Source organism: Kitasatospora sp. NPDC056076 (assembly GCF_042266305.1).
GTDB lineage: Bacteria > Actinomycetota > Actinomycetes > Streptomycetales > Streptomycetaceae > Kitasatospora.
Genome location: NZ_JBHJWG010000003.1, coordinates 21,196 through 45,417 on the forward strand (window position 1 = coordinate 21,196; position 24,222 = coordinate 45,417).

Consider the following 24,222-nt stretch of genomic DNA (forward strand, 5'->3'; position numbering starts at 1 on the left):
CGCCGCACAGGGCGCCGCTCCCGTACCGGGGCGGCGCCCTGCGCCGTCCCCTGGGGCATCCCTCGGGGCGTGTTCCGGGTCGTGGTCGTCACCGGGCCTCCACGGCGGTGCACTGCCACTGGCCGGCCGGGCCGCGCTGCTCCAGCCGGAAGGCCACCATGTGGTGCCGCCGGCCGAGGTCGACCCGGACGCAGGCCTCGACGGCGTCCGGGGAGGGCGACCGGTCGTGCACCGGGCCGAGCCGGGGCCGGTCGGCCGGGCCGCCGCGGCGCAGCGCGCCGGCCCGGACGAGTGAGGCGAGCTGCCCGTAGCCGTCCAGGCTGGTGTGCCGCATCAGCTGGCCCGAGGGCCGGGCGCCGGTGAGCACCTCGACCAGCTGGTGGGCGAAGCGGGCGGCGAGCGCCCCGGCGTCGTGCCGGGCGGGGCCGGGGGCGGACCCGGGGGCGGATCCGGGGGTGGTGCAGGCGGCGCGCGGGTGGCGGGGGCGGCGCCCGGTCGGGTCGCAGCCGCCGTCGGGCGTACGGGCCCGGTGGTGCGGTCGGGCGGTCGGGTGCTCGGTCGGGCGGACGCGCCGGTGGGCGGTCGGCGCGGCGGTGGGCCGGGCGCTCGGGCAGGTGCGGGGGCTGACGGTCACGGTGGCTCCGAACAAGGGTGGTGCGGGTACGGACGGGTCCAGGCTGGCGGTGTCGATCACCGGGCGGCAACGGGTTTGCGGCCGCCCCTCGGGCCGGCGCGAAGTTCACCTATCCGGGTGAGTCGACCAGTGCGGCGACGGGCCCGGCGGCCGTGCCGGCGGCACCCGGTTGACGTGCGGGGACGGACCGTACGGCCCGAAAGGGGACGCCCGGGTACGGCGGACCGGGTGGTCCCGCGGCGGGCTCCCGTTGCGCCGCCCGCGCGTCCGCGCGCACCATCGGAGCCTGACCCGAACCCGACGACGACGGGCGGCCGGGATGACGACAGCCGGGACGACCACAAGGGCGGTGACGGGGCCGGACACGCCCGCCGACGCCGGGGGCACCCCCCGGCGCGGCCTGGTGCTGGGCGGCGGCGGGATGCTCGGCGCGGCCTGGACGGTCGGCGCGCTCTGCGCCGTCGAGGAGGCCGTCGGGCACCGGCCGGGCGAGGCGGACGTGCTGCTCGGCACCTCGGCCGGCGCCATCCTGGCCGCGATGCTGGCCGGGGGCGTGCGCCCCGAGCAGCTGCGCGACCACCAGCGCGGCCTGCCGATCACCGAGGGTCCGTTGGCCGGGGTGGCCTTCGACTACGACACCGCGGTGGGCGGTGCGCTGCCGCCCCGGCCGCGGGCCGGGATCGGCTCGCCCGGCCTGCTGCGGGACGCCGTCCGGCATCCGCGCGAGTACCCGCTGCTGACCATGGTCTCGGCGGTGGCGCCGCACGGCCGCGGCTCGCTGGCCCCGGTCGGCGAGCTGGTGCGCGGGCTGCTCGGCCCGGGAGGCTGGCCGCTCCCGGTGGGCGCGACGGGAGAGGCGGGAGCGATGGTAGAGGCCGAGGCCGAGGCCGCGGACGCCGTCCCGCCCAGCGCCGCCGCGGCCCCGCTGCGGGTGGCCGCGGTGGACTACCGCAGCGGCCACCGGGTGGTCTTCGGCGACCCGGACGCCCCCGACGTCCCGGTGGCCGGGGCCGTGATGGCCTCCTGCGCGATCCCCGGCTGGTTCGCGCCGGTGCGCCTGGACGGCTCGGCCTACGTCGACGGCGGCTGCTGGTCGGCCACCAACGCCGACCTGCTGCTCGGCCGCGGCCTGGACGAGGTGTACGTGCTCGCCCCGATGGCCCTGCGGCTCGGTCCGCGGTCGGAGCGCTCCGAGGGCGGCACGGTGGCCGCCCTGCGCGAGTGGCGGGCCCGGGACCGCCCGCGCGGGGTGCTGGCCCAGTTGGTCAGCCGCTACCGCCGCGCGGTGACCCGGCAGCTGCTGCGCGAGGCCGCGCTGCTGCGGGCCGAGGGCGTCCGGGTGCGGCTGCTCGCGCCCACCCCGGCCGACCTGGCGGTGATGGGCCCGAACCTGATGGACCCGGCCCGCCGCGGCGCGGTGCTGGAGAGCGGCCTGCGCAGCGCCCGGGAGGCGCTCGGGGCGGCGCGGTAGTCCCGGGCACCGGTGCGAGGGCTCAGGTGATCACGCCCGGTGCGGCTGAGCTTATTCTTGGGGCGCTGGAGTAGCTTCGCGGAAACCGGAGAGTGCCACCGATGCGCGTGTACGTGCCCACCACCCTGACCGGCCTGGCGGCGGCGCACGAGGGCGGTGCCCTGGACCAGTCCGCGGCGTACGCCGTGACGCCCGCGCTGCGCGAGTGGTACGTCAGCGACGACCTGGAGGAGCTGGAGTACGCGGCGCTCAACCGGGCCGCGCAGTCCTCGCTGCGGCTGCTGGCGGCCGACCCGGACTCCCCGCGCCGGCGCGTCGTGGTGGCGCTGGACGTGGCCGACTCGGCGGTGCGGCCCTTCCCCGGTGACGAGTACCAGGACCAGGCCTCGCTCGGCCGGGTGGTGCTGGCCGGCCCGGTGAAGCTGGCGAAGGCCGCCTCGGTGCACGCGGACGTGGCCGACGACGAGGTGGTCGAGGACGTCGCCGCCGCGGTGGCGGCGGTGGCCGCGGCCGACGCGGGCGACCAGGACGCCCAGTTCACCGTGGACGGCGCCGAGGACCACGACCTGCTCTGGTACGCGACCCAGGAGATCCCCGCCCTGCTGGCGTAGGCCCGCCCCGGCGTAGGAGCGCCCGGCGTACGACCCTTGCGGGGGTGACCCCGCTCCTACCGGCGTGTCGGCCGTTCGGGTTACCGTTTGACCCCGTGCGCACTCACATCGTTTGGGACTGGAACGGCACGCTCTTCCACGACATGGACGCCGTCCTCGGCGCGAGCAACGCCGCGTTCGCGACCATCGGCGTCGGGCCGATGACCCTGCAGCAGTACCGCGAGCAGTACGAGATCCCGATCCCCCGGTTCTACGAGCGGCTGCTCGGTCGGATGCCCTCCACGGAGGAGTGGCTGCGACTGGACGACGCCTTCCACGACCGCTACGTCGAGCTCAGCCGGGCCTGCGGCCTGACCGAGGGCGTGCCCGAGCTGCTGGCGGGCTGGCAGGCGGCCGGGCACAGCCAGTCCCTGCTGTCGATGTACGAGCACGAGAAGCTCGTCCCGCTGGTCGACGGCTTCGGCCTGACCGGCAGCTTCCTGCGGGTGGACGGCCGCAGCGGCCCCTCCGGCGGCCAGAAGGCGCAGCAGCTGACCAGGCACCTGGCCGAGCTCGGCGAGCGGGTCGACCCGGCCCGTACGGTGCTGATCGGCGACGCCGCGGACGACGCCCTGGCGGCGCTGCACGCGGGGGCCCGCGCGGTGCTGTACACCGGGGGCTCGCACACCCGGGAGAAGCTGGAGCCGGTCGGCGTCCCGGTGGTGGACAGCCTGGCCGAGGCGGTCGAGCTGGCGGGCCGGCTGACGGGCTGACCGGCTGAGCCGAGACGGTCGGGCCGACGGGCCGACGGGCCGACGGGCCGAGCGGACCGGTCGGGACGGCGGACGTGGCGGGCGCCACGTCCGCCGTTGGCGTGTCTGGACGGGCGGAACGGTCCCGCCCTGGTCAGGCTGGAGTCGAACCCCAGCCGCCAGGACGGAGCCGCCATGCCCATCGACGCAGTCACCGAGGTGCCGACCCCGGTCAACGAGCCGGTGCGGACGTACGCGCCCGGCAGCCCGGAGCGGGACCGGCTGGTCCGGCGGCTGGACGAGCTGGCGGCCGAGCAGGTCCCGCTGCCGATGACCATCGGCGGTGAGCAGCGGTTCGGCGGCGGCGAGCGGATCGAGGTCGTCCAGCCGCACCACCACGCCGCCAAGCTGGGCGTGCTCGGCAACGCCACCCGGGAGGACGCCCGGGCGGCGGTGGACGCGGCGCTGGCGGCCGGGCGGCAGTGGCGCTCGCTCTCCTTCGACGACCGGGCCGCGGTCTTCCTGCGGGCCGCCGACCTGCTGGCCGGGCCGTGGCGGGACACGCTCAACGCGGCGACCATGCTCGGCCAGTCCAAGACCGTGCAGCAGGCCGAGATCGACTCCGCCTGCGAGCTGATCGACTTCTGGCGGTTCAACGTCGGGTTCGCCCGGCAGGTCCTGGCGGAGCAGCCGGTCTCCTCCCCGGGGGTGTGGAACCGGGTCGACCACCGCCCGCTGGAAGGTTTCGTCTACGCGGTCACCCCGTTCAACTTCACCGCGATCGCCGGGAACCTGCCCACCGCCCCCGCGCTGATGGGCAACACCGTGGTCTGGAAGCCCGCGCCGGCCCAGACCCTGGCCGCGTACCACCTGATGCGGCTGCTGGAGGCGGCCGGCCTGCCGCCCGGGGTGGTCAACCTGGTCACCGGCGACGGCCTCCAGGTCTCCCCGGTGGTGCTCGCCGACCCGGCGTTCGCCGGGCTCCACTTCACCGGCTCGACCGCCACCTTCCAGTCGCTCTGGCAGAGCATCGGCGCGAACATCGGCGGCTACCGCACGTACCCGAGGATCGTCGGCGAGACCGGCGGCAAGGACTTCCTGCTGGCCCACCGCTCGGCCGACCCGGACATCCTGCGGACCGCGATGGTCCGCGGCGCCTTCGAGTACCAGGGCCAGAAGTGCTCGGCGCTCTCCCGCGCCTACCTGCCGCGCAGCCTCTGGCTCACGATCAAGGACGACTTCCTGGCCGAGGTGGACGCCCTGACGGTGGGCGACGTCACCGACCTGTCGAACTTCATGGGCGCCCTGATCGACAAGCGCGCCTTCGAGCGGAACCGCACCGCGATCGAGCGGGCGAAGGCCGACCCGACCGTCGAACTGGTGGCCGGCGGCCAGTACGACGACGCGATCGGCTGGTTCGTCCGGCCGACCGTGCTGGTCTCCTCGGACCACCGGGGCGAGATCTTCCGCACCGAGTACTTCGGGCCGATCCTGGCGGTCCACGTCTACGAGGACTCCCGCTGGGACGACGTGCTCCGTCGGGTCGACGCGGGTGCCCCGTACGGCCTCACCGGCGCGGTGATCGCCCAGGACCGGTACGCCATCGCCCAGGCCGTGGAGGAGCTGCGCTTCACCGCCGGGAACTTCTACATCAACGACAAGCCCACCGGCGCCGTGGTCGGCCAGCAGCCCTTCGGCGGCTCCCGGGCCTCCGGGACCAACGACAAGGCGGGCGCCGCGCAGAACCTGCTGCGCTGGACCTCGGCGCGGGCGATCAAGGAGACCTTCGTGCCGCCCACCCGGCACGGTTACCCGCATATGGGCTGAAAGCGAACACGACGCTCCGGTTTGGACATGGTGTCCAGGACGGACCCGACATCCTGTGGGTTTGCGCCTCCCTGTCCCTGTGCACCTTCGATTGATCCGGTTAGGCTGGCTGGCGTCGTCGGGTGGCTTGCAGGACGAACGTGTCGTCCTACCCGCTGGGAGGGCGTTTCATGCGTGCCATGAGCCCCTTTCAGTCGGACGGTGCGGCAGGATTGCGAGCGACCCGTCGGTGTACACCCACACACCACCGAGTCACGCAACGGCGCGCGACAGGAGCCAAGAAGTCATGCAGACCAAGCTGGACGCAGCCAAGGCCGAACTGCTCAAGAAGGCAGCCGCAGCCGCTGAGAACAGCCAGGTGGGGGGAGCGGCGCCGGGGGAGGGTCTGAGCAACGGTGCTCTGACCGCGTACCTGCACCACTACTACCTCCACACCGCGCCCGAGGACCTGGTCGACCTCGACCCGGTCGACGTGTACGGCGCGGCCGCCTCCCACTACCGCCTGGGGCTCAAGCGCCCCCAGGGCACCGCCGAGGTGCGGGTCCACACCCCCTCGGTCGAGGAGAACGGCTGGTCCTGCGGCCACACCGTGGTCGAGGTCGTCACCGACGACATGCCCTTCCTGGTCGACTCGGTCACCAACGAGCTCTCCCGCCAGGACCGCGCGATCCACCTCGTCGTCCACCCCCAGCTGCTCGTCCGCCGTGACATCACCGGCAAGCTGCTGGAGATCCTGGACGTCGACGCCTGCTCCCGCAGCCAGGCCGCCGGCACCGAGTGGCCCGCCGACGCGACCGTCGAGTCGTGGATGCACATCGAGATCGACCGCGAGACCGACCGCGACGACCTGCGCACCATCGAGACCAACCTGCGCCGCGTGCTCGGCGACGTCCGCGAGGTCGTCGAGGACTGGGGCAAGATGCGCGACAGCGCGCTGCGCCTGGCCGACGAGCTGGCCGAGGAGCCCCCGGCCGAGCTGCCCGAGCAGGAGGTCGGCGAGGCCTGGGAGCTGATGCGCTGGCTCGCCGACGACCACTTCACCTTCCTCGGCTACCGCGAGTACGACCTGGTCGAGCACGAGGGCGAGGAGGTCCTCAAGGCCGTCGCCGGGACGGGCCTGGGCATCCTGCGCTCCGACCCGCACAGCCACGACGACCGCCACCACTCGGTCTCCGAGGCCTTCGGCCGGCTCTCCGCCCCGGTCCGCGCCAAGGCCCACGAGAAGAAGCTGCTCGTCCTGACCAAGGCCAACAGCCGCTCCACCGTGCACCGCCCGGCCTACCTCGACTACGTCGGCGTGAAGAAGTTCAACGCCGCCGGCGAGCCCACCGGCGAGCGCCGCTTCCTCGGCCTGTTCTCCTCCGCCGCCTACACCGAGTCGGTCACCCGCATCCCGGTCGTGCGCCGCAAGGTCCAGGAGGTGCTGGACGGCTCCGGCTTCTCCAGCGAGAGCCACGACGGCCGCGACCTGCTCCAGATCATGGAGACCTTCCCGCGCGACGAGATCTTCCAGACCTCGGCCGCCGAACTGCTCTCCATCGCCACCAGCGTGCTGTACCTCCAGGAGCGCCGTAAGCTGCGGCTCTTCCTGCGCCAGGACGAGTACGGGCGCTACTTCTCCGCCTTCATCTACCTCCCGCGCGACCGCTACACCACGCGCATCCGGCTGCTGCTCACCGACATCCTCAAGGAAGAGCTGAACGGCGCCACCATCGACTACACGGTGTACGCCACCGAGTCGGTGCTGACCCGCCTGCACTTCGTCGTCCGGGTCGCCCCGGGCACCGAGCTGCCCCGGCTCACCGACTCCGACATCGAGCGGATCGAGAACCGCCTGGCCGAGGCCGCCCGGTTCTGGATGGACGGCTTCCACGACCAGCTGCACACCGAGCTGGGCGAGGAGAAGGCCGCCGAGCTCGGCCACAAGTACGCCAACGCGTTCCCCGACGGCTACCGCGCCGACTTCCCGCCGCGCACCGCCGTCTCGGACATCAAGCAGATCGAGGCGCTGCACGGCGAGGGCGACTTCCGCCTCAACCTGTACCAGCCGGTCGGCGCGGGCGACGACGAGCGCCGCTTCAAGATCTACCGGGTCGGCGGCCCGATCTCGCTCAGCGAGGTCCTGCCCGTGCTCCAGCGCCTGGGCGTCGAGGTCCTGGACGAGCACCCGTACGCGCTGCGCCGCTCCGACGGCACCACCGCGTGGGTGTACGACTTCGGCCTCAAGCTGCGCGAGGCCACCGAGCTCACCGACGAGGCCCGCGAGCGCTTCCAGGACACCTTCGCCGCGACCTGGACCGGCAAGGCCGAGAACGACGGCTTCAACGAGCTGGTCCTCACCGCCGGGCTGAACTGGCGCCAGGCGATGGTGCTGCGCGCCTACGCCAAGTACCTGCGCCAGGCGGGCTCCACGTTCTCCCAGGACTACATGGAGGACGCGCTCCGCAACAACACCCACACCACCCGCCTGCTGGTCAACCTCTTCGAGGCCCGGCTCAGCCCCAGCCACCGCTCCGGCGCCCTGGAGCTGACCGAGGGCATCCTGGAGGAGCTGTCCGGCGCGCTCGACGAGGTCGTGTCGCTGGACGAGGACCGCATCCTGCGCTCCTTCCTGCACCTCATCAAGGCCACCCTGCGGACCAACTTCTTCCAGCACGACGGCTCCGGCGCGTGGCACTCCTACGTGTCGATGAAGTTCGACCCGCAGGCCATCCCGGACCTTCCGGCCCCGCGCCCGGCGTTCGAGATCTGGGTGTACTCGCCGCAGGTCGAGGGCGTGCACCTGCGCTTCGGCAAGGTCGCCCGCGGCGGTCTGCGCTGGTCCGACCGGCGCGAGGACTTCCGCACCGAGATCCTCGGCCTGGTCAAGGCCCAGATGGTCAAGAACACCGTCATCGTCCCGGTCGGCGCCAAGGGCGGCTTCGTCGCCAAGCAGCTGCCGGACCCGTCGGTGGACCGCGACGCCTGGCTGGCCGAGGGCGTCTCCTCGTACAAGACCTTCATCTCGGCGCTGCTCGACATCACCGACAACCTGGTGGCCGGCGAGGTCGTCCACCCGGCCGACGTGGTCCGCCACGACGAGGACGACACCTACCTGGTCGTCGCCGCCGACAAGGGCACCGCGACCTTCTCCGACATCGCCAACGGCGTCGCGGAGTCGTACGGCTTCTGGCTGGGCGACGCCTTCGCCTCCGGCGGCTCGGCCGGCTACGACCACAAGGGCATGGGCATCACCGCCCGCGGCGCCTGGGAGTCGGTCAAGCGCAACTTCCGCGAGCTGGGCCACGACACCCAGTCCGAGGACTTCACGGTCGTCGGCATCGGCGACATGTCCGGCGACGTCTTCGGCAACGGCATGCTGCTCAGCGAGCACATCCGGCTGATGGCGGCCTTCGACCACCGCCACATCTTCCTGGACCCGAACCCGGACGCGGCCGTCTCGTACGCCGAGCGCCGCCGCCTGTTCGACCTGCCGCGCAGCTCCTGGGACGACTACGACAAGTCGCTGATCTCGACCGGCGGCGGCGTGTTCCCGCGCAGCGCCAAGTCGATCCAGGTCAGCGCGCAGGTCCGGGCCGCGCTGGGCATCCAGGAGACCCGCCTCACCCCGGCCGAGCTGATGAAGGCCATCCTCCAGGCGCCGGTCGACCTGTTCTGGAACGGCGGCATCGGCACCTACGTCAAGGCCTCCACCGAGACCAACGCCGAGGTCGGGGACAAGGCCAACGACGCCATCCGGGTCAACGGCGAGCAGGTCCGGGCCCGGGTCATCGGCGAGGGCGGCAACCTCGGCTGCACCCAGCTCGGCCGCATCGAGTACGCGGCCACCGGCGGCCCCGAGGCGGCCGGCGGCTGGATCAACACCGACGCCATCGACAACTCGGCCGGTGTGGACACCTCGGACCACGAGGTCAACATCAAGATCCTGCTCAACCAGGTCGTCGCCGAGGGCGACATGACGGTCAAGCAGCGCAACGTCCTGCTCGCCGAGATGACCGACGAGGTCGGCCACCTGGTGCTGCGCAACAACTACGCGCAGAACGTCGTGCTGGCCAACGCCGTCGCCCAGGCGCACAGCATGGTCAACGTCCACGCCCGGATGATCAACCGCTTCGAGGCGGCCGGCCGGCTCGACCGCGGGCTGGAGTTCCTGCCCGTCGAGCGCCAGATCCGCGAGCGCCAGCAGAACGGCCGCGGGCTCTCCCAGCCCGAGATGTCGGTGCTGCTCGCCTACACCAAGATCATCCTGGCCGACGAGCTGCTCGCCACCGACCTGCCGGACGACCCGTACTTCCGCACCGCGCTGCACGAGTACTTCCCGAGCGCGCTGCGCGCGAAGTTCGCCGACGCGATCGACAACCACGCGCTGCGCCGCGAGATCATCACCACGCTGATCGTCAACGACACGATCAACCGCGGTGGCTGCACCTTCGCCTTCCGCCTGAAGGAGGAGACCGGCGCGACCTACGAGGAGATCGCCCGGACGCACACCGCCGCGCGGGCCGTCTTCGGCCTGGAGGAGATCTGGGCCGAGATCGAGGGCCTGGACAACAAGGTCCCGGCCCGGATCCAGACCAAGATGCGGCTGCACTCGCGGCGCCTGGTCGAGCGCGCCACCCGGTGGATGCTCAACAACCGCCGCCAGCCGCTCGACATCGCCGGCACCATCGAGTTCTTCCACGACCGGATCAACCAGGTCTGGGGCTCGCTGCCCAAGCCGCTCCGCGGCGAGGACCTGACCTGGTTCGAGAAGATCCAGGGCGAGCTCGCCGCCGCCGGCGTGCCGGACGCGCTGGCCACCCGGATCGCCGGGCTGTCCTCGGTCTTCCCGACCCTGGACATCACCGAGGTCGCGGACCGCTCCGGCAAGGACGTCGCCGAGGTCGCCGAGCTGTACTACGACCTGGGCGACCGCCTGCAGATCTCGCACCTGCTCGACCGCATCATCGACCTGCCCCGCACCGACCGCTGGTCGTCGATGGCCCGGGCCGCGATCCGCGAGGACCTCTTCGCGGCGCACGCGGCGCTGACCGCCGACATCCTGGCCTGCGGCCCCGAGGGCGCCACCCCCGAGGAGCGCTACACCGCCTGGGCGGACCTCAACTCCACCCTGCTCAACCGCGCCAAGGCCACCCTCGACGACATAAGGGGTTCGGACAACTACGAGCTGTCCAGCCTCTCGGTCGCGATGCGCGTCATCCGCACCCTGCTGCGCACCGGTTCGATGCGCTGACGGACGGCTGCAGGACGGCTGTACGGAAGGGCCCGCGTCTTCGGCCGCGGGCCCTTCCGCGTTCCCGCCACCGCCCCGAAAACCGGTTACGGATCGTGGACGCACGTTCGATACGGTGCTCCCGAACGAACTTTGGGGGAATCGACATGGGGAAGAACCGGGGACCGATCCGCGCAGTGGGCGCGGCCGTCTCGGTGGTGCTGCTGGTCGCCGGAGCGGCGGCCTGCGGCAACGACGACAAGAAGGACACGGCGAAGGCCGACTCCACCGCCACGGCCTCGGCGGCGCCGACGTCCAAGGCGCCGGAGGCCTTCTCGGCGGCCGGCTACCGCGGCCTCAAGCCGGGGACGGCGAAGGACGCCGGGCTGGCCACCGGTGCGCTGGAGGCGGCGCCGGTCTCGCTGCTCGACGGCTGCACCGACTTCGTCTACAAGGGCGGCCCGGCACCGGACAAGACCCGGATGGACGCCGAGGCGGCCACCGAGGCCCGCTACAAGGACCTCAATGCCCAGGCGGACGCGGCCCGGGGCAAGGCCCCCGCCCCGGCGGGCACGCTGCCGCCAGGGGCCTCCGCGAAGGATGCCGCCGCGGCCGCCGCCGGTTCGGCCGCTGCGGCCAAGGACTCGGCCGCCACCGCCAAGCTGATGGCCGACGCCACCAAGTCCATCGCGGACATGTGGGTGGCCCGCGAGGCCAAGGACAAGGCCTTCCTGGCCACCGGCCGGGTCTCCTTCGCCGCCACCGGCCTGCGCGAACTGGTCGCCCCGGCCGAGGCCAGGACCGCCGAGGGCATCGGTGCCGGCTCCACCCTGGACGCCCTCCAGCAGGCGTACGGCGCCAAGGGCCTCCAGCTGGCCAAGAGCGGCAAGTACGAGCTGCCGGTCGAGGGACAGCAGGGCTGGAAGTACGAGTTCACCGTGGACGGCGGCAAGGTCGTCGGCATGGCCGTGGCCAACCGCGACATCAAGTGCGTCTGACCGCCTGACCGCCTGACCGCGACGGTTCCGGTGCTGGGGCCCGCCTTCGAGATCATCTCGAAGGCGGGCTTCGTGTTCTCCGTGCTCGCATTCCCACAGCGGAGCGAAACGCCTCTTGTTCTCTGCACAGGAAGTCGGTCCGGTCGACTTCCTGCGCAGGTGGCGCCGAAGCCCCGCGTGCGGACCCTAGCGGGAGGCGGCGCGCTGGAGGGCGCTGGCGAGGAGGGCGAGGTCGGTGGGGCCGTTGCCGAGCTCGCGGACCGGGCGGCGGGCCGGTGGGGCGCCCAGCTGGAGGGGGTCTATCGCGACCACGGTGGGGCGCAGGGTGGCGGTGCGCGGGATGCGGCCGCTGATGCGGGCGGTCTGGAAGGCGGTGACGCCGCCGTCCGGGCGGCGCAGGTAGCCGCGGCCGGGGGTGTCCTCGGGGAGGGCGGCCGCGTCGCCGAGGTGGATCAGCAGGTCGGAGTCGGCCGGGTCCTCGGTGCGCAGGGCGATCCGCAGCAGGGCGGCCTCGTCGACCTCGGTGCCGGCGCTCTCCTCGGGGCGGCCGGTGGCGACGGCGAGGTGGATGCCGAGCGGGCCGCCGCGCCGGGCGACGGCGGCGAGCGCGCGGGCCAGCGGGCGGCCGACCGGGGAGGTGGGGGAGAGCAGGGCGTCGTAGTCGTCGACGACGACGACCAGCCGGGCCGGGACGGGGCCCGTGGGGGCGGCGGACGGCCGGGAGTCCTCGGCGCTGCGCGGCTGGATGATCCGCGCCGCGGTGGAGGTGGTGCCGGCGCCGACGGTGGCGGGGACCGGTACGGAGGTCGCGCCGTGGTCGTCCAGCCGCTGCCCGTCCAGGCCGTGTCCGTCCAGGATGTGCCCGTCCAAGATCCGTGCGGCGTGCCAGGAGGCGAAGTCCAGCCCGTCGAACAGCCGCTCCCGCAGGGCGAGTTCGTCCTCCAGCGCCTCGGCGGCGAGGAGTGCGGCGCGCGGGTCGGCGACGGCGTTCACCCGGCCGGTGACGTGCGGCAGCTCGGTGCAGCCGTCCAGTCCGTCCTGGCCGTCGCCGGTGGCCCGGCCCTCGATGAGGGTGACGGCGAGGCGCTCGGGCCGCTCGGAGACGGCGAGCGAGGCGACCAGGGTGCGCAGCAGTTCCGTCTTGCCGGAGCCGCGGGCGCCGCCGATCAGCAGGTGGGGGCCGCCCGGGTCGGGGGAGGGCAGGGTGAGTTCGGGGTCGGCCAGGTCGAGGGTGCACAGCTCGTCCCGGGTGGTGCCGAGCAGGGCGGTGGCGGCGCCGATGCCGCCGGCGTGGGCGGCCCAGCGGGCGGAGAGCTTGGCCGGGGTGACGGTGTCGAGCTGGAGCAGGTCGAGCAGCCGCAGCGCGTCCGGCAGCGGGCCGCGGGAGACCGGGGCGGCTTCGCGCAGCGGGGCGAGGAGGCGGGCCAGCCGTTCGGCCCAGGCGTCGGAGACGGCGTCCAGCGAGACCTCGTGCAGGGTTTCCCGGCCGCGGGCGACCGGGCGGTCCAGGGAGAGCTGGGTGCCGACCTCGCCGGTGATCAGGGCGGTGGCGCCGAGGCCGCGGGGGAGCAGTTCGGGCTGTTCGGCGAGGCAGACCGGGAAGATGCCGACCGCCGGGCCCTGGCGCAGCAGCAGGTCGAGCGCGTGCCGGGCGGCCTCGGTGGCCGGGCGGCCGTCCACCACGACCACGGTGGCGGGGTGGCCGCCGGGGCCGGTCGGGCCGCTGAGCCGGGCGGTGAGCTCGGTGAGCCGGGCGGTGGCCTGGTCGTCGTCGAAGCCGGTCAGCAGGCGGCAGTCCTGGCCGTCGACGGGGCGCAGGTGGGGCAGCCACAGCGCCCAGGCCCAGGTGTCGACGCGGTCCTCGGGGCTGCGGGCCGGGTCGGCGTCGACCACGACGAGGCTCAGTCCGGTCGGCGGGTGCAGTGCGGCGAGCTGGGCGACGACGGCGCGGGTGAGCGCGTCCAGGCGTTCGCGCGGGCCGCTGAGGCCGAGGCTGCCGGCGGTCTGGAGGTCGAGGGTGACGGGCACCGCGGGCAGCATGGTGCCGGGGGTGGTGCCGGCGCCGCCGGGGCGGTCGGCGGTGCCCAGCCGCAGGGTGAGCGCGTCGGGGTGGCCGGGGCCGCGCTCCCACAGCCGGGGGCCGGGGCCGACGGCGTTGAGCAGCACGGTGGCGAGGTCGGGCCAGCGCTCCCGCTGGGCGGCGGCCTGGCGCAGCCGTACGGCGGTGTGGTGGCGTTCGGCGCTCTCCTGGCCGGGCGGCTCGGCGGCGCGGCCGGGCAGCAGGGAGAAGAGGCCGCGGCCGCGGCCCGGGGCGGGCTCGGGGGCGGTGGGCGGTTCGAGGACGGGCGGAGCGGGCCGGACGGGGCCGGGGGCGGCGAGCTGGAGGTGGCCGTTGCCGTCGGGCAGGGCGGCGCGGGCCGGCTCGCCGAGCGGTTCGAGGACCTGGAGGGTGGACTCGCCGATCCGCAGCAGCGCGCCGTGTTCCAGGGGGACGGCGGCCTCGGGCGGCAGGGGCGGGACGATCCGGCCGTCCAGGGTGGTGCCGTTGGTGGAGCCGAGGTCGCGGACGGTGGCCCGGCCGTCCTCGCCGAGGTGCAGGGCGAGGTGCAGCCGGGAGACGTCCGGGTCGTCGAGCGGGACGTCGGCCTCGCCGGAGCGGCCGATCCGGATCTCCCGGCCGTGCAGCCGGTGCACGCCGCCGGCGTCCGGGCCGCCGACCACGCGCAGTTCGGCCGCGGCGCGGGTGTCGTCGGGGTCGTCGGCGGTGGGGTCGGGCTCGTTGAGGCTGAGCACGGCGCCGTCGAGCAGCGGGGGGTGGCCGAGGAGGGTGTGCTCGTCCACCCGGTGCGCCCCGGCGTACAGGTGCACATGGGTGGCGGCCCGTGGCCCGCGCACGCCGACGGCGCCCGCGAGTGCGCCCGCGATGGCGCCGAGCGCGGTGCCGACGGGTGCGGTGACCAGCACGTCCACGTAGGGGATGGCGGAGCCGGCGGCGGTCGGGCCGCTGCGCGGTCGGAGGACGGTCAGCCGGATCTGCATCTCGCCCGCGGGTCCCTTCTGCTGGTGTGATGCCTGGTACCGCTGCCCGGTGTCGTCGCGCACGCGCGGGGCGATCGCGGCGACCCTTGGGCCACACGAGTGGCGAGTGTCCATCCTGCCATCCGGCGCGGACGGTCCGCGCACCGTACCGGATTTGACGATCTTGCGATCATCGCCATGGTGGAGGCGACGGAGGGTCAGGTCAACCGTCGCTCCGCCCGCCCGGCCGAGGGGCCCGGCGGCCGCCTCCGGGTGGTTCCCTAGGGGATGTCCCCCAACCCTGCTCCGACCGCCAGCCGGTCACCTCAAAAACCCGTACGGACACCGTTAGAGTGGCCGCAAACACGGGCCCGGCAGGCTCACCGCACACCGGCGGGGGAGCGCCCCGCGGGCGGCACGGCGAGGAGTGCGACAGGTGCGGCCAGTCGGCAGCAAGTATCTGCTTGAGGAGACCCTGGGGCGGGGTGCCACCGGGACGGTCTGGCGCGGTCTGGTGCGCCAGGACGTCCAGGTGCCGGGCAGCGAGCCCGGGCAGCAGGTGGCCATCAAGGTGCTGCGCGAGGAACTGGCGGCCGACCCGGACGTGGTGATGCGCTTCCTGCGCGAGCGTTCGCTGCTGCTGCGGCTGAGCCACCCGAACATCGTCCGGGTCCGCGACCTGGTCGTCGAGGGCGAGCTGCTGGCGCTGGTGATGGACCTGGTGGAGGGCCCCGACCTGGCCCGCTACCTGCGCGCCAACGGCCCGTTCAGCCCGATCGCCGGCTCCCTGCTGATGGCCCAGGTCGCGGACGCGCTGGCGGCCAGCCACGCGGACGGCATCGTCCACCGCGACCTCAAGCCGGCCAACGTGCTGCTCGCCTCCACCGTGGTGCAGGGCACCGAGCAGATGCACCCGCTGCTCACCGACTTCGGCATCGCCCGGCTGGCCGACTCCCCGGGCGTCACCCGCACCCACGAGTTCGTCGGCACCCCCGCGTACGTCGCGCCGGAGTCCGCCGAGGGCCGCCCGCAGACCTCCGCGGTGGACGTCTACGGCGCCGGGATCATGCTGTACGAGCTGGTCACCGGCCGCCAGCCGTTCCAGGGCGACAGCGCCCTGGCGGTGCTCCAGGCCCACCTGGCGCAGGAGCCGCAGCGGCCCAGCACCATGCCCGAGCCGCTCTGGACGGTGATCGAGCGCTGCCTGCGCAAGGACCCGGCGCAGCGGCCGAGCGCCACCGTGCTGGCCCGCGCCCTGCGGGTGGTCGCGGCCGGGGTCGGCGTGCACGCCTCGCCGGCGGCGGTGGACGAGGCCCTGGCGGTCGGCGCCCTGCTGCTGCCGGACCCGCGGCCGACCGCCGTGCCCGGCACCGTGCCGGTGGCCCCCGGCGGGCCCGGACCGTTCGGGGCCGACGACCGCACCCAGGTGCTGCCCCCGCCCCCGGGCGTCCCGCCGTACGACCCGGCCGGGCAGTACGACCCGGCCGCGGCGACCCGGGTGATGGGCACCCAGCCGCCGCCCGGGCCCCCGTACAGCACCCAGGACCGTACCCAGGTGATGCCGCCCACCGCCGTGCCGCCGCCCCCGCCGGGCGCCCCGGCCGGGCCGCCGCCGGAGGAGGCACCGCACCCCTGGCAGACCCAGCTGCGGGCGGCGCGCGACCGCAACCAGCAGACCCAGGTCGGCTACTTCGGGCCGGAGGACTTCGAGGACCCGCAGGTCGCCCCGCCGCCCTACCAGGCGCACCAGGGGGGCCAGGCCCAGCAGGGCGGCCAGGGCGGTCACGCCGGCCAGGGCGCGCCCGGCTACCAGCCGCAGCCCCCGGCCGGCTACCGCCCGGACCAGCGCCGCCAGGCGCCGCCGCCCGGCTACGCCCAGCGCCCGCCGGTCGCCCCGCCGCCCTACCAGGTCAACCAGGGGCCTCAGGGCGGGCAGGGCGGCCAGAGCGGCGGCCGTCCGCAGCCGCCCGGCGGCTACCGGCAGGCCCCGTCCGGCCAGGGCGGGCCGCAGGGCGGCTACCCGCCGCCGCCCGCGCCCACCCCGGTGCCGCGCCGGGCCGAGCCGCCCGCGCCGCAGCACCGGGAGTCCCGGCCGCCGCGGGAGGAGCCGCGGGAGCCGTCCCGTCGGGAGAGCGCCCCGCCGCGCGAGCGGCGTCCGCGCAGCCGCAACCGGATGTACATCCCGGGGCTGGGCTGTCTCAAGGGCTGCCTGATGGTGCTGCTGGTGCTGGCGGTGGCCGCGCTGGCGCTGTGGAACTTCACGCCGCTGCCGCACTACTGGGACAACGTCGTGGGCTGGTTCGACTCCGCCCGGGACTGGGTGAACAGCGTCATCGGCAGTTCCAACGGCTGACGCGGGCCCGGGCGGCCGGCGGGGTGCGGGCCGGGGCGACCGGCCCGCCCGGCGGCTGACCGGGCGTCCGGTAGCGCCCCGGAAGCCATGATTGACGCTTTGTCGACAATTCCCGAGATTTCTCGCCCCCGAGTGCCGCTCCACGGCCCCCAGGCGGCCCGCACGGGGGGTCCGGGCGCGTAGGTTGGTCGCTGTTGTCCCGCCCCACCGAGCGCGCCCGGACCCCCGGAGCGCTCCCGCGCCGCCCACGGAGCAGCATTGGCACGCAAGATCGGCAGCCGGTACACCGTCCACCAGGTGATCGGCCGGGGTTCGGCCGGGACGGTCTGGCTCGGTGAGGGGCCCGACGGCCCGGTGGCGGTCAAGCTGCTGCGCGAGGACCTCGCCGCCGACCAGGTGCTGGTCGGCCGCTTCGTCCAGGAGCGCACCGCGCTGACCAGCCTCGACCACCCCCGGGTGGTCGGCGTGCGCGACATGGTCGTGGACGGCAGCGACCTCGCCCTGGTGATGGAGCTCGTCCAGGGCACCGACCTGCGCTCCCGGCTGGAGCGGGACGGCGCCCTCCCGCCGCAGGCCGCCGCCTCGATCATCGCCGACGTCGCCGACGGCCTGGCGGCCGCGCACGCGGCCGGGATCGTCCACCGCGACGTCAAGCCGGAGAACGTCCTGCTCGACCTCGCCGCCGCGCCCGGCCCGGGCGGCGCCCCGCGCGCCAAGCTCACCGACTTCGGGGTGGCCCGCCTGGTCGACGCCCCGCGCCGCACCCGGGCCACCCGGATCATCGGCACCCCCGACTACCTCGCCCCCGAGATCATCGAGGGCCTGGAGCCGCGCGCCGCCGTCGACATCTACGCCCTCGCCACCGTGCTGTACGAGCTGCTGGCCGGCTCCACCCCGTTCGGCGGCGGCCACACCGGCGCGGTGCTGCGCCGGCACGTCACCGAGCAGGTGCCGCCGATCCCCGGCCTGCCGGACGGGCTGTGGCGGGTCATCTCCGAGTGCCTGGCCAAGGCCCCGGCCTCCCGGCTGCGCGCCGCCGAGTTGGCCGCCCGGCTGCGTGAGCAGCTGCCCTCGCTGGCCGGTCTGCCGGTGCTGGCGGTGCCCTCCCAGGGCCGTGCCCCGGCCGAGGAGCAGCTGACCCCGGGCGAGGCGGTCTACGCCGAGGTGGACGCCGGCCCGGGCACCCACAAGCGCCGCCGCGGTCCGGCCGTCCCGCTGGTGCCGGGCGTCGCCCCGGACTCCACCCGGGACACCCACACCAGCCTGCGCCGCCCCTCGGCCGACGAGCTGGCCGCGTACGCCGCCGAGTCCCGCGCCCAGCGCACCGCGCCGGGCCACCGCCGGGACCGCGCGGCGCTGCTGCGCCGGCGCCGGCTGCTGGCCGTCCTGCTGGCCACCGTGCTGCTGCTGGCGGGCGCCGCCGCGGCCTGGACGGCCTTCGCGGCCACCGAACCGGGCGGCGGCCACCCGGCCCGCCCGGCCGTGCACGGCACCGCTCCGCGGGCTCCGTAGCCCGCGGGGAACGGCGCTGGAACCGGGGGTGTCGTCATGAGCACCCCCGGAACCATTACGCTGGGGGCGTGGCAGCCGTCGATCCTTCCGAAGAGCTCAAGAACCTCGATACGACCATGGGGTCGATCGAGGCCGTCCTCGACCTGGACAAGATCCGGGCCGACATCGCGGTCCTGGAGGAGGAGGCAGCCGCCCCCACCCTGTGGGACGACGTCGCGAACGCACAGAAGGTGACCAGTCGGCTCTCCTTCCTCCAGGGCGAACTGCGCCGCGTCGAGGGCCTCCGCAGCCGCATCGACGACCTGGGCGTGCTGTTCGAACTCGCCGAGGCCGAGGACGACGCGGACACCCGCACCGAGGCCGAGGCCGAGCTGGTCTCGCTCCAGAAGGCCGTCGAGGAGCTGGAGGTCCGCACCCTCCTCTCCGGTGAGTACGACGCCCGCGAGGCGCTGATCAACATCCGTGCCGAGGCCGGTGGCGTGGACGCCGCCGACTTCGCCGAGCAGCTGATGCGCATGTACCTGCGCTGGGCCGAGCGGCACGGCTACCCGACCGAGGTGTACGACACCTCGTACGCCGAAGAGGCCGGCATCAAGTCCGCGACCTTCACCGTGAAGGCGCCCTACGCGTACGGCACCCTCTCGGTCGAGCAGGGCACCCACCGCCTGGTCCGCATCTCGCCCTTCGACAACCAGGGCCGTCGGCAGACCTCCTTCGCCGGCGTCGAGGTGCTCCCGGTCGTCGAGCAGTCCGACCACGTCGACATCGACGAGGGCGAGCTGCGCATCGACGTCTACCGCGCCTCCGGCCCCGGCGGCCAGGGCGTCAACACCACCGACTCGGCGGTGCGCATCACGCACATCCCGACCGGCGTGGTGGTCTCCTGCCAGAACGAGCGCTCGCAGATCCAGAACAAGGCCTCGGCGATGAACGTCCTCCAGGCCAAGCTGCTGGAGCGGCGCCGCCAGGAGGAGCGCGCGGCGATGGACGCGCTCAAGGACAGCGGCAGCTCCTGGGGCAACCAGATGCGCTCCTACGTGCTGCACCCGTACCAGATGGTCAAGGACGTCCGCACCGCGTACGAGGCGGGCAACCCGCAGGCGGTCCTGGACGGCGACATCGACGGCTTCATCGAGGCCGGGATCCGCTGGCGCAAGCAGCGCGAGACCAGCGCCGAGTAACAGCAGGCACACGCGAAGGGCCCCGACCGCAGCGGTCGGGGCCCTTCGTCGTACCGCAGGTTCGTCAGGCCAGCGCCTGCCGCGCGATCAGCGCCACCGCGAGCAGTCCGGCCAGCAGGGCCAGCAGCATCGCGGGGGAGAGTGCGGCGAACGGCCCCTGCTGCTCCTGCAGCCGGGCCCGGTTGGCGCGGCACACCGGGCAACGCCCGTCGCTGACGCGGCCGTTGCAGTTGGCGCACACCAGATGGTCGCAGGTCATGCGATCTCCTCCTCGCTGCTACAGCAACGCACCGGACGGGGCTTTGGTTCCCTCTTCCTACCTGTACGGGGGAGTCTGCCCTGTACGGGGGAGCGGCCGGACACGGTCGCCACCTCCACTCTGCCAGGTTCTGGCCGTTCCGGCTCCCGGGCTGTGAGATGGCTCGCAATTATCGGGGCACAACCGGACATTCTCCCCCAGATTCCGGAATCCGTCCTGGGCTGTCCCTGCGGGCCCACCGCAGGTTCGCGTATGGTCCCAGACCGGGAGCGGCCCTCCGCGCTCCCATCGCCCGCCCCCGGGCCGGGCCTCCGGGGCGGATCGACCGAGGACTGGCGCCGCCTAGGATGGCCTCCGTGATGCAGCCGTGATCAGATTCGACAACGTCTCCAAGACCTATCCCAAGCAGAACCGTCCCGCCCTGGACAACGTCTCGCTGGAGATCGAGAAGGGCGAGTTCGTCTTCCTGGTCGGCTCGTCCGGCTCGGGAAAGTCCACCTTCCTGCGACTGTGCCTGCGGGAGGAACGTCCCTCCACGGGCGCGGTGCACGTGCTGGGCAAGGACCTCGGCAAGCTGTCCAACTGGAAGGTGCCGCACATGCGCCGCCAGCTGGGCACCGTCTTCCAGGACTTCCGCCTGCTGCCGAACAAGACCGTCGCGCAGAACGTCGCCTTCGCGCTGGAGGTGATCGGCAAGCCCAAGAGCGCCATCAACAAGGTGGTGCCCGAGGTGCTGGAGCTGGTCGGCCTCGGCGGCAAGGAGGACCGGATGCCCGGCGAGCTGTCCGGTGGTGAGCAGCAGCGCGTCGCGATCGCCCGTGCCTTCGTGAACCGCCCGATGCTGCTCATCGCGGACGAGCCCACCGGAAACCTGGACCCGCAGAACTCGGTCGGCATCATGAAGCTGCTCGACCGGATCAACCGCACCGGCACCACGGTGCTGATGGCCACCCACGACCAGGCCATCGTCGACCAGATGCGCAAGCGCGTCATCGAGCTCGACAAGGGGCTGCTCGTCCGCGACCAGGCCCGCGGCGTCTACGGATACCAGCACTGACCGACCAGCGCTGACCCGTAGGGCCCGCCGGCCCGGACCGCCAGACCGCGCAGTACCGACCCTGGAGTTGTTTCCCGCATGCGTGCCCAGTTCGTCCTGTCGGAGATCGGTGTGGGTCTCCGACGCAATCTGACCATGACCATCGCGGTCGTGGTCAGCGTCGCGCTCTCCCTCGCCCTCGCCGGTTCCTCGCTCCTGGTCCGCGACCAGGTGAACTCCATGAAGGGGTACTGGTACGACAAGGTCGAGGTGAGCATCTACTTCTGTACCAAGGCGGATGCCCGCAACTCGCCCCAGTGCGACAAGGGTGCGGCCACCGACCAGCAGGTCCAGGACATCAAGGACCAGTTGGACAAGATGAGTTCGGTGGTCCAGTCGTCCACGTACGAGAGCTCCGCGGAGGCGTACAAGCACTGGAAGGACATGAACCCGGACAATCCGCTCATCTCCGTCCTGGGCCCGGACGCCATGCCGCAGTCCTGGCGGGTCAAGCTCAACGACCCGACCAAGTACGACGTCATCCAGAGCGCCTTCGCGGGCAAGCCCGGCGTCAAGTCGGTCGAGGACCAGCGGAAGATCCTGGAGAACCTGTTCGGCCTGCTCAACGGCCTGCAGACGGCGGCGTTCGTGATCATGGTGCTGATGCTGTTCGTCGCGTTGCTGCTGATCGTCAACACCGTCCGGGTGTCGGCGTACAGCAGGCGGCGCGAGACCGGCATCATGCGCCTGGTCGGTGCCTCGAACTTCTACGTCCAGATGCCGTTCATCGCCGAGGCCGCGTTCTCCGCGCTGCTCGGCGCGGCGCTGGCCTCCGGACTGCTGGTCGGCGGGCACTTCTTCGTCCAGGGCTGGCTGGCCGACCGGGTGCAGTTCATCCACTTCATCGGCCTCGGCTCGGTGCTGGCGGTGATCCCGCTGCTGGTCGTGGTCGGTATGGGCATGGCCGGCATCGCGGCGTTCTTCACGCTGCGCAAGTACCTCAAGGTCTGACCCCCGGAAGTCGCTTCGGCCCCGTACGGCACTGCGCCGTACGGGGCCGTCGCCGTTCCGCGCTCCGCCGTTCCGGCCCGTCGCGCGCGGAGCGGTGTCTACACTCCGTTGCCATGCTGCAAACTCCGCGCAGGGCACGTCAGGTGGCCGCGCTCAGCCTGGTGTTCGGTGCCGTGCTGCTGGGCGGCGCCGCGACCGGCGCCTGGGACGGCCCGGGCGACCCGCCGCGCCGGGCCTCCGCCGACCTCGCCCCGGCCGCCGCCGGGCTCCCGGCGGACCCGGCGGGCGCCGCGCTGTCCGAGCAGCAGGCCGAGCACCTGCTGGCGGCCGGCGGCGACCGCTGGGGCGCGTACTACAGCGCCCAGGAGTACGCCGAGTTCAGCCAGGGCCTGGACGGCCGCTACCCCGGGGTCGGGCTGTCGGTCGGCCGCGGCGAGGACGGCGTCACCTCGGTCTCCCAGGTCACCCCGGCCGGACCGGCCGCCGAGGCCGGGATCGCCCCCGGCGACCGGCTGCTGCGGATCGACCGGGACCAGGCCGACCGGCTGCCGGTCACCGAGGTGGTCGCCCGGCTGCGCGGGCAGGGCGACGAGCGCCGGGCCGGCTCCGAGGTCACCCTGGCCGTCCAGCGCGACGGCGGCGAGGTGCGCGAACTGCGGCTGCGGCGGGTGCTGCTGGACAGCCGGCAGGTCACCGCGGAGCACCTGGACAAGGGCGTGCTGCGGATCACCGTCCGGGGCTTCACCAGCGGCGTGGCCGACCAGGTGCGCGCCGCGCTGCGCGCCCCGCACGCCGGGGTGGTGCTCGACCTGCGCGGCAACTCCGGCGGGCTGCTGGACGAGGCCGTCGGCACCGCCGGGAGCTTCCTGGACGGCGGCGCCGTCGGCTCCTACCAGGAGCGCGGCGAGAAGCGGGAGTTGACCGCCCCGCCCGGCGGCGACCGGCGCAGCCCGCTGGTGGTGCTGGTGGACGGCGGCACGATGAGCGCCGCCGAACTGCTCGCCGGGGCCCTCCAGGACCGCAGCCGTGCCGTGGTGGTGGGCTCCCGGACCTTCGGCAAGGGCACCGTCCAGCAGCCCAGCCGGCTCGCCGACGGCGCGGTGCTGGAGCTGACCGTCGGCCGCTACTACACCCCGGCCGGACGCTCCCTGGACGGCACCGGCCTGACCCCGGACGTCCCGGCCGCCGCGGGCGAGGACGCCGACGCGCTCGCCCTGCGCGTCCTGGCCGGGCTCGGCACCCGGTCCTGACCCGGCCGCCCGGCGGTAAAGCGGCTGCCCGATCCGGCGTCGAAGTGCGAGAATGGCCGCGCTATGGCAAAGGAAACCGGACACAAGCTGATCGCGCAGAACAAGAAGGCGCGACACGAGTACACGATCCTCGACACCTACGAGTGCGGCCTCGTGCTCACCGGCACCGAGGTCAAGTCGCTGCGCGAGGGGCGGGCCAACCTGGTCGACGGCTACGCCTACATCCAGAACCGCGAGGCCTGGATCGACAACGTCTTCATCCCCGAGTACACCCAGGGGACGTGGACCAACCACGCGGCCCGGCGCAAGCGCAAGCTGCTGCTGCACAGGATGGAGATCCAGAAGATCGAGACCAAGGTCCGCGACGCGGGCCACACCCTGGTCCCGCTGTCCCTGTACTTCAAGGACGGCCGGGTCAAGCTCGAACTCGCGCTGGCGGTCGGCAAGAAGCTGTACGACAAGCGCCAGACGCTGCGGGAGAAGCAGGACACCCGCGAGACGGCCCGCGCGGTGGCGGCGGCCCGGCGGCGCCAGGGTTAATCCGCTGGACCCTCGCCCGTCGCCTCGCGTACTATGGCGTCAGCAACACGGACGGTCACCGTCCGAGCTGTTTCTCAACAAAACATGGGGATGATCGGTTTCGACAGGGGATGTTGAAACAGGGGAAGCGAGCCGAGGAACGCGGCAATGATCTCGTTAACCACGTGTCGCAAAAAAATAATCGCCAACTCTAAGCGCGATTCCCAGCAGTTCGCTCTCGCTGCCTAATAAGCACCGATAGCGCTTGGGTGTCAGACCGGGGAGTTCCCGACCCGGACCCTGGCATAATCTAGGGAACTCAACCGTCCGCCCGGGCTGCGAGGGTGGATGGGAAATCAAACAGCAGCTGGGCCTGTTGGCGGCTTGTCCGTGTGACCGCCAGGGCCGAGAAAATCACAGCGGACTGCGCTCGGAGAAGCCCTGAATTAACTCCACTGGACCCGGGTTCGATTCCCGGCATCTCCACCACCCCATGTTCACACCGAAGGCCGTCCACCGCTGATGCGGAGGGCGGCCTTCGATTTTTGTACGTTCCGGAGCAGCGCGTGCGGGGGGTCGCGGCGTAGGATCATCCGTCC

The 24,222-nt window shown here is 73.4% G+C and carries 16 protein-coding genes and 1 other RNA gene; 14 read left to right on the forward strand and 3 right to left on the reverse strand.

Going from position 1 to position 24,222, the window contains the following annotated elements; genetic code table 11:
* Positions 1-88 precede the first annotated feature (88 nt).
* Complete coding sequence (locus ACFC1T_RS03440; RefSeq protein ID WP_375882966.1) at positions 89-634, reverse strand: Rv3235 family protein; 546 nt, start codon at positions 632-634, stop codon at positions 89-91.
* Positions 635-983: 349 nt separating this feature from the next.
* On the opposite strand from ACFC1T_RS03440, the gene ACFC1T_RS03445 reads away from it, so the two are divergent.
* The 6 genes from ACFC1T_RS03445 (at position 984) to ACFC1T_RS03470 (ending at position 11,484) form a co-directional block, all read left to right on the forward strand.
* Positions 984-2,105 carry a patatin-like phospholipase family protein gene (locus ACFC1T_RS03445; RefSeq protein ID WP_375882969.1) on the forward strand — a complete coding sequence of 374 codons (1,122 nt, stop codon included), beginning with the start codon at positions 984-986 and terminating at the stop codon, positions 2,103-2,105.
* Positions 2,106-2,206: 101 nt separating this feature from the next.
* Positions 2,207-2,716, forward strand: coding sequence for a DUF6912 family protein (locus ACFC1T_RS03450; RefSeq protein WP_375882972.1), 510 nt, complete (start codon positions 2,207-2,209; stop codon positions 2,714-2,716).
* A 95-nt stretch (positions 2,717-2,811) separates the two neighbouring features.
* Entirely contained in the window at positions 2,812-3,468 is a 657-nt protein-coding gene (locus ACFC1T_RS03455; protein WP_375882973.1) for an HAD family hydrolase, read from the forward strand.
* Positions 3,469-3,648: 180 nt separating this feature from the next.
* Complete coding sequence (pruA, locus tag ACFC1T_RS03460) at positions 3,649-5,274, forward strand: L-glutamate gamma-semialdehyde dehydrogenase (protein ID WP_375883448.1); 1,626 nt, start codon at positions 3,649-3,651, stop codon at positions 5,272-5,274.
* Between the two features lie 286 nt (positions 5,275-5,560).
* Entirely contained in the window at positions 5,561-10,507 is a 4,947-nt protein-coding gene (locus ACFC1T_RS03465) for an NAD-glutamate dehydrogenase (protein ID WP_375882975.1), read from the forward strand.
* A gap of 146 nt (positions 10,508-10,653) precedes the next feature.
* Positions 10,654-11,484: a hypothetical protein gene (locus ACFC1T_RS03470; protein WP_375882977.1), complete on the forward strand. Its 831-nt coding sequence runs from the start codon at positions 10,654-10,656 to the stop codon at positions 11,482-11,484.
* 186 nt (positions 11,485-11,670) lie between these two features.
* Here ACFC1T_RS03470 and ACFC1T_RS03475 read toward each other — a convergent pair whose 3' ends face one another.
* Positions 11,671-14,586 (reverse strand): FtsK/SpoIIIE domain-containing protein, encoded by a 2,916-nt coding sequence (locus ACFC1T_RS03475; RefSeq protein ID WP_375882979.1) that lies wholly within the window; start codon positions 14,584-14,586, stop codon positions 11,671-11,673.
* 352 nt (positions 14,587-14,938) lie between these two features.
* On the opposite strand from ACFC1T_RS03475, the gene ACFC1T_RS03480 reads away from it, so the two are divergent.
* The 3 genes from ACFC1T_RS03480 to prfB all read left to right on the forward strand — a co-directional run bounded on the left by ACFC1T_RS03480 (position 14,939) and on the right by prfB (position 19,548).
* Complete coding sequence (locus ACFC1T_RS03480) at positions 14,939-16,855, forward strand: serine/threonine-protein kinase (protein ID WP_375882982.1); 1,917 nt, start codon at positions 14,939-14,941, stop codon at positions 16,853-16,855.
* A gap of 258 nt (positions 16,856-17,113) precedes the next feature.
* On the forward strand, positions 17,114-18,367 hold the full coding sequence (locus ACFC1T_RS03485; protein ID WP_375882985.1) for a serine/threonine-protein kinase: 1,254 nt from the start codon (positions 17,114-17,116) through the stop codon (positions 18,365-18,367).
* 68 nt (positions 18,368-18,435) lie between these two features.
* Positions 18,436-19,548 (forward strand): peptide chain release factor 2, encoded by a 1,113-nt coding sequence (prfB, locus tag ACFC1T_RS03490; RefSeq protein ID WP_375882988.1) that lies wholly within the window; start codon positions 18,436-18,438, stop codon positions 19,546-19,548.
* 64 nt (positions 19,549-19,612) lie between these two features.
* Here prfB and ACFC1T_RS03495 read toward each other — a convergent pair whose 3' ends face one another.
* Positions 19,613-19,807, reverse strand: a complete 195-nt coding sequence (locus ACFC1T_RS03495) for a hypothetical protein (RefSeq protein ID WP_030059729.1) — start codon at positions 19,805-19,807, stop codon at positions 19,613-19,615.
* Positions 19,808-20,174: 367 nt separating this feature from the next.
* Between ACFC1T_RS03495 and ftsE the strand changes: the two genes are divergently transcribed.
* From ftsE to ssrA, 5 genes are all read left to right on the forward strand, one after another.
* Positions 20,175-20,864: a cell division ATP-binding protein FtsE gene (gene ftsE, locus ACFC1T_RS03500; RefSeq protein WP_030059730.1), complete on the forward strand. Its 690-nt coding sequence runs from the start codon at positions 20,175-20,177 to the stop codon at positions 20,862-20,864.
* A gap of 78 nt (positions 20,865-20,942) precedes the next feature.
* Positions 20,943-21,854: a permease-like cell division protein FtsX gene (gene ftsX, locus ACFC1T_RS03505; RefSeq protein ID WP_350504738.1), complete on the forward strand. Its 912-nt coding sequence runs from the start codon at positions 20,943-20,945 to the stop codon at positions 21,852-21,854.
* 113 nt (positions 21,855-21,967) lie between these two features.
* A complete protein-coding gene (locus ACFC1T_RS03510) occupies positions 21,968-23,104 on the forward strand; it encodes a S41 family peptidase (RefSeq protein ID WP_375882990.1) in 1,137 nt (378 codons plus the stop codon).
* Positions 23,105-23,167: 63 nt separating this feature from the next.
* Positions 23,168-23,644: an SsrA-binding protein SmpB gene (smpB, locus tag ACFC1T_RS03515; RefSeq protein WP_350504740.1), complete on the forward strand. Its 477-nt coding sequence runs from the start codon at positions 23,168-23,170 to the stop codon at positions 23,642-23,644.
* Positions 23,645-23,730: 86 nt separating this feature from the next.
* Positions 23,731-24,112, forward strand: a transfer-messenger RNA (tmRNA) gene (gene ssrA, locus ACFC1T_RS03520).
* Positions 24,113-24,222 lie beyond the last annotated feature (110 nt).

What these genes read in the sequence shown, in the direction of transcription:
- ACFC1T_RS03450 (WP_375882972.1), top strand. Translation starts at nt 2,207, where the DNA reads ATGCGCGTGTACGTGCCCACCACCCTGACCGGCCTGGCGGCGGCGCAC.
- ACFC1T_RS03465 (WP_375882975.1), top strand. Translation starts at nt 5,561, where the DNA reads ATGCAGACCAAGCTGGACGCAGCCAAGGCCGAACTGCTCAAGAAGGCA.
- ACFC1T_RS03470 (WP_375882977.1), top strand. Translation starts at nt 10,654, where the DNA reads ATGGGGAAGAACCGGGGACCGATCCGCGCAGTGGGCGCGGCCGTCTCG.
- ACFC1T_RS03495 (WP_030059729.1), bottom strand. Translation starts at nt 19,807, where the DNA reads ATGACCTGCGACCATCTGGTGTGCGCCAACTGCAACGGCCGCGTCAGC.
- ftsX (WP_350504738.1), top strand. Translation starts at nt 20,943, where the DNA reads ATGCGTGCCCAGTTCGTCCTGTCGGAGATCGGTGTGGGTCTCCGACGC.
- ACFC1T_RS03510 (WP_375882990.1), top strand. Translation starts at nt 21,968, where the DNA reads ATGCTGCAAACTCCGCGCAGGGCACGTCAGGTGGCCGCGCTCAGCCTG.
- smpB (WP_350504740.1), top strand. Translation starts at nt 23,168, where the DNA reads ATGGCAAAGGAAACCGGACACAAGCTGATCGCGCAGAACAAGAAGGCG.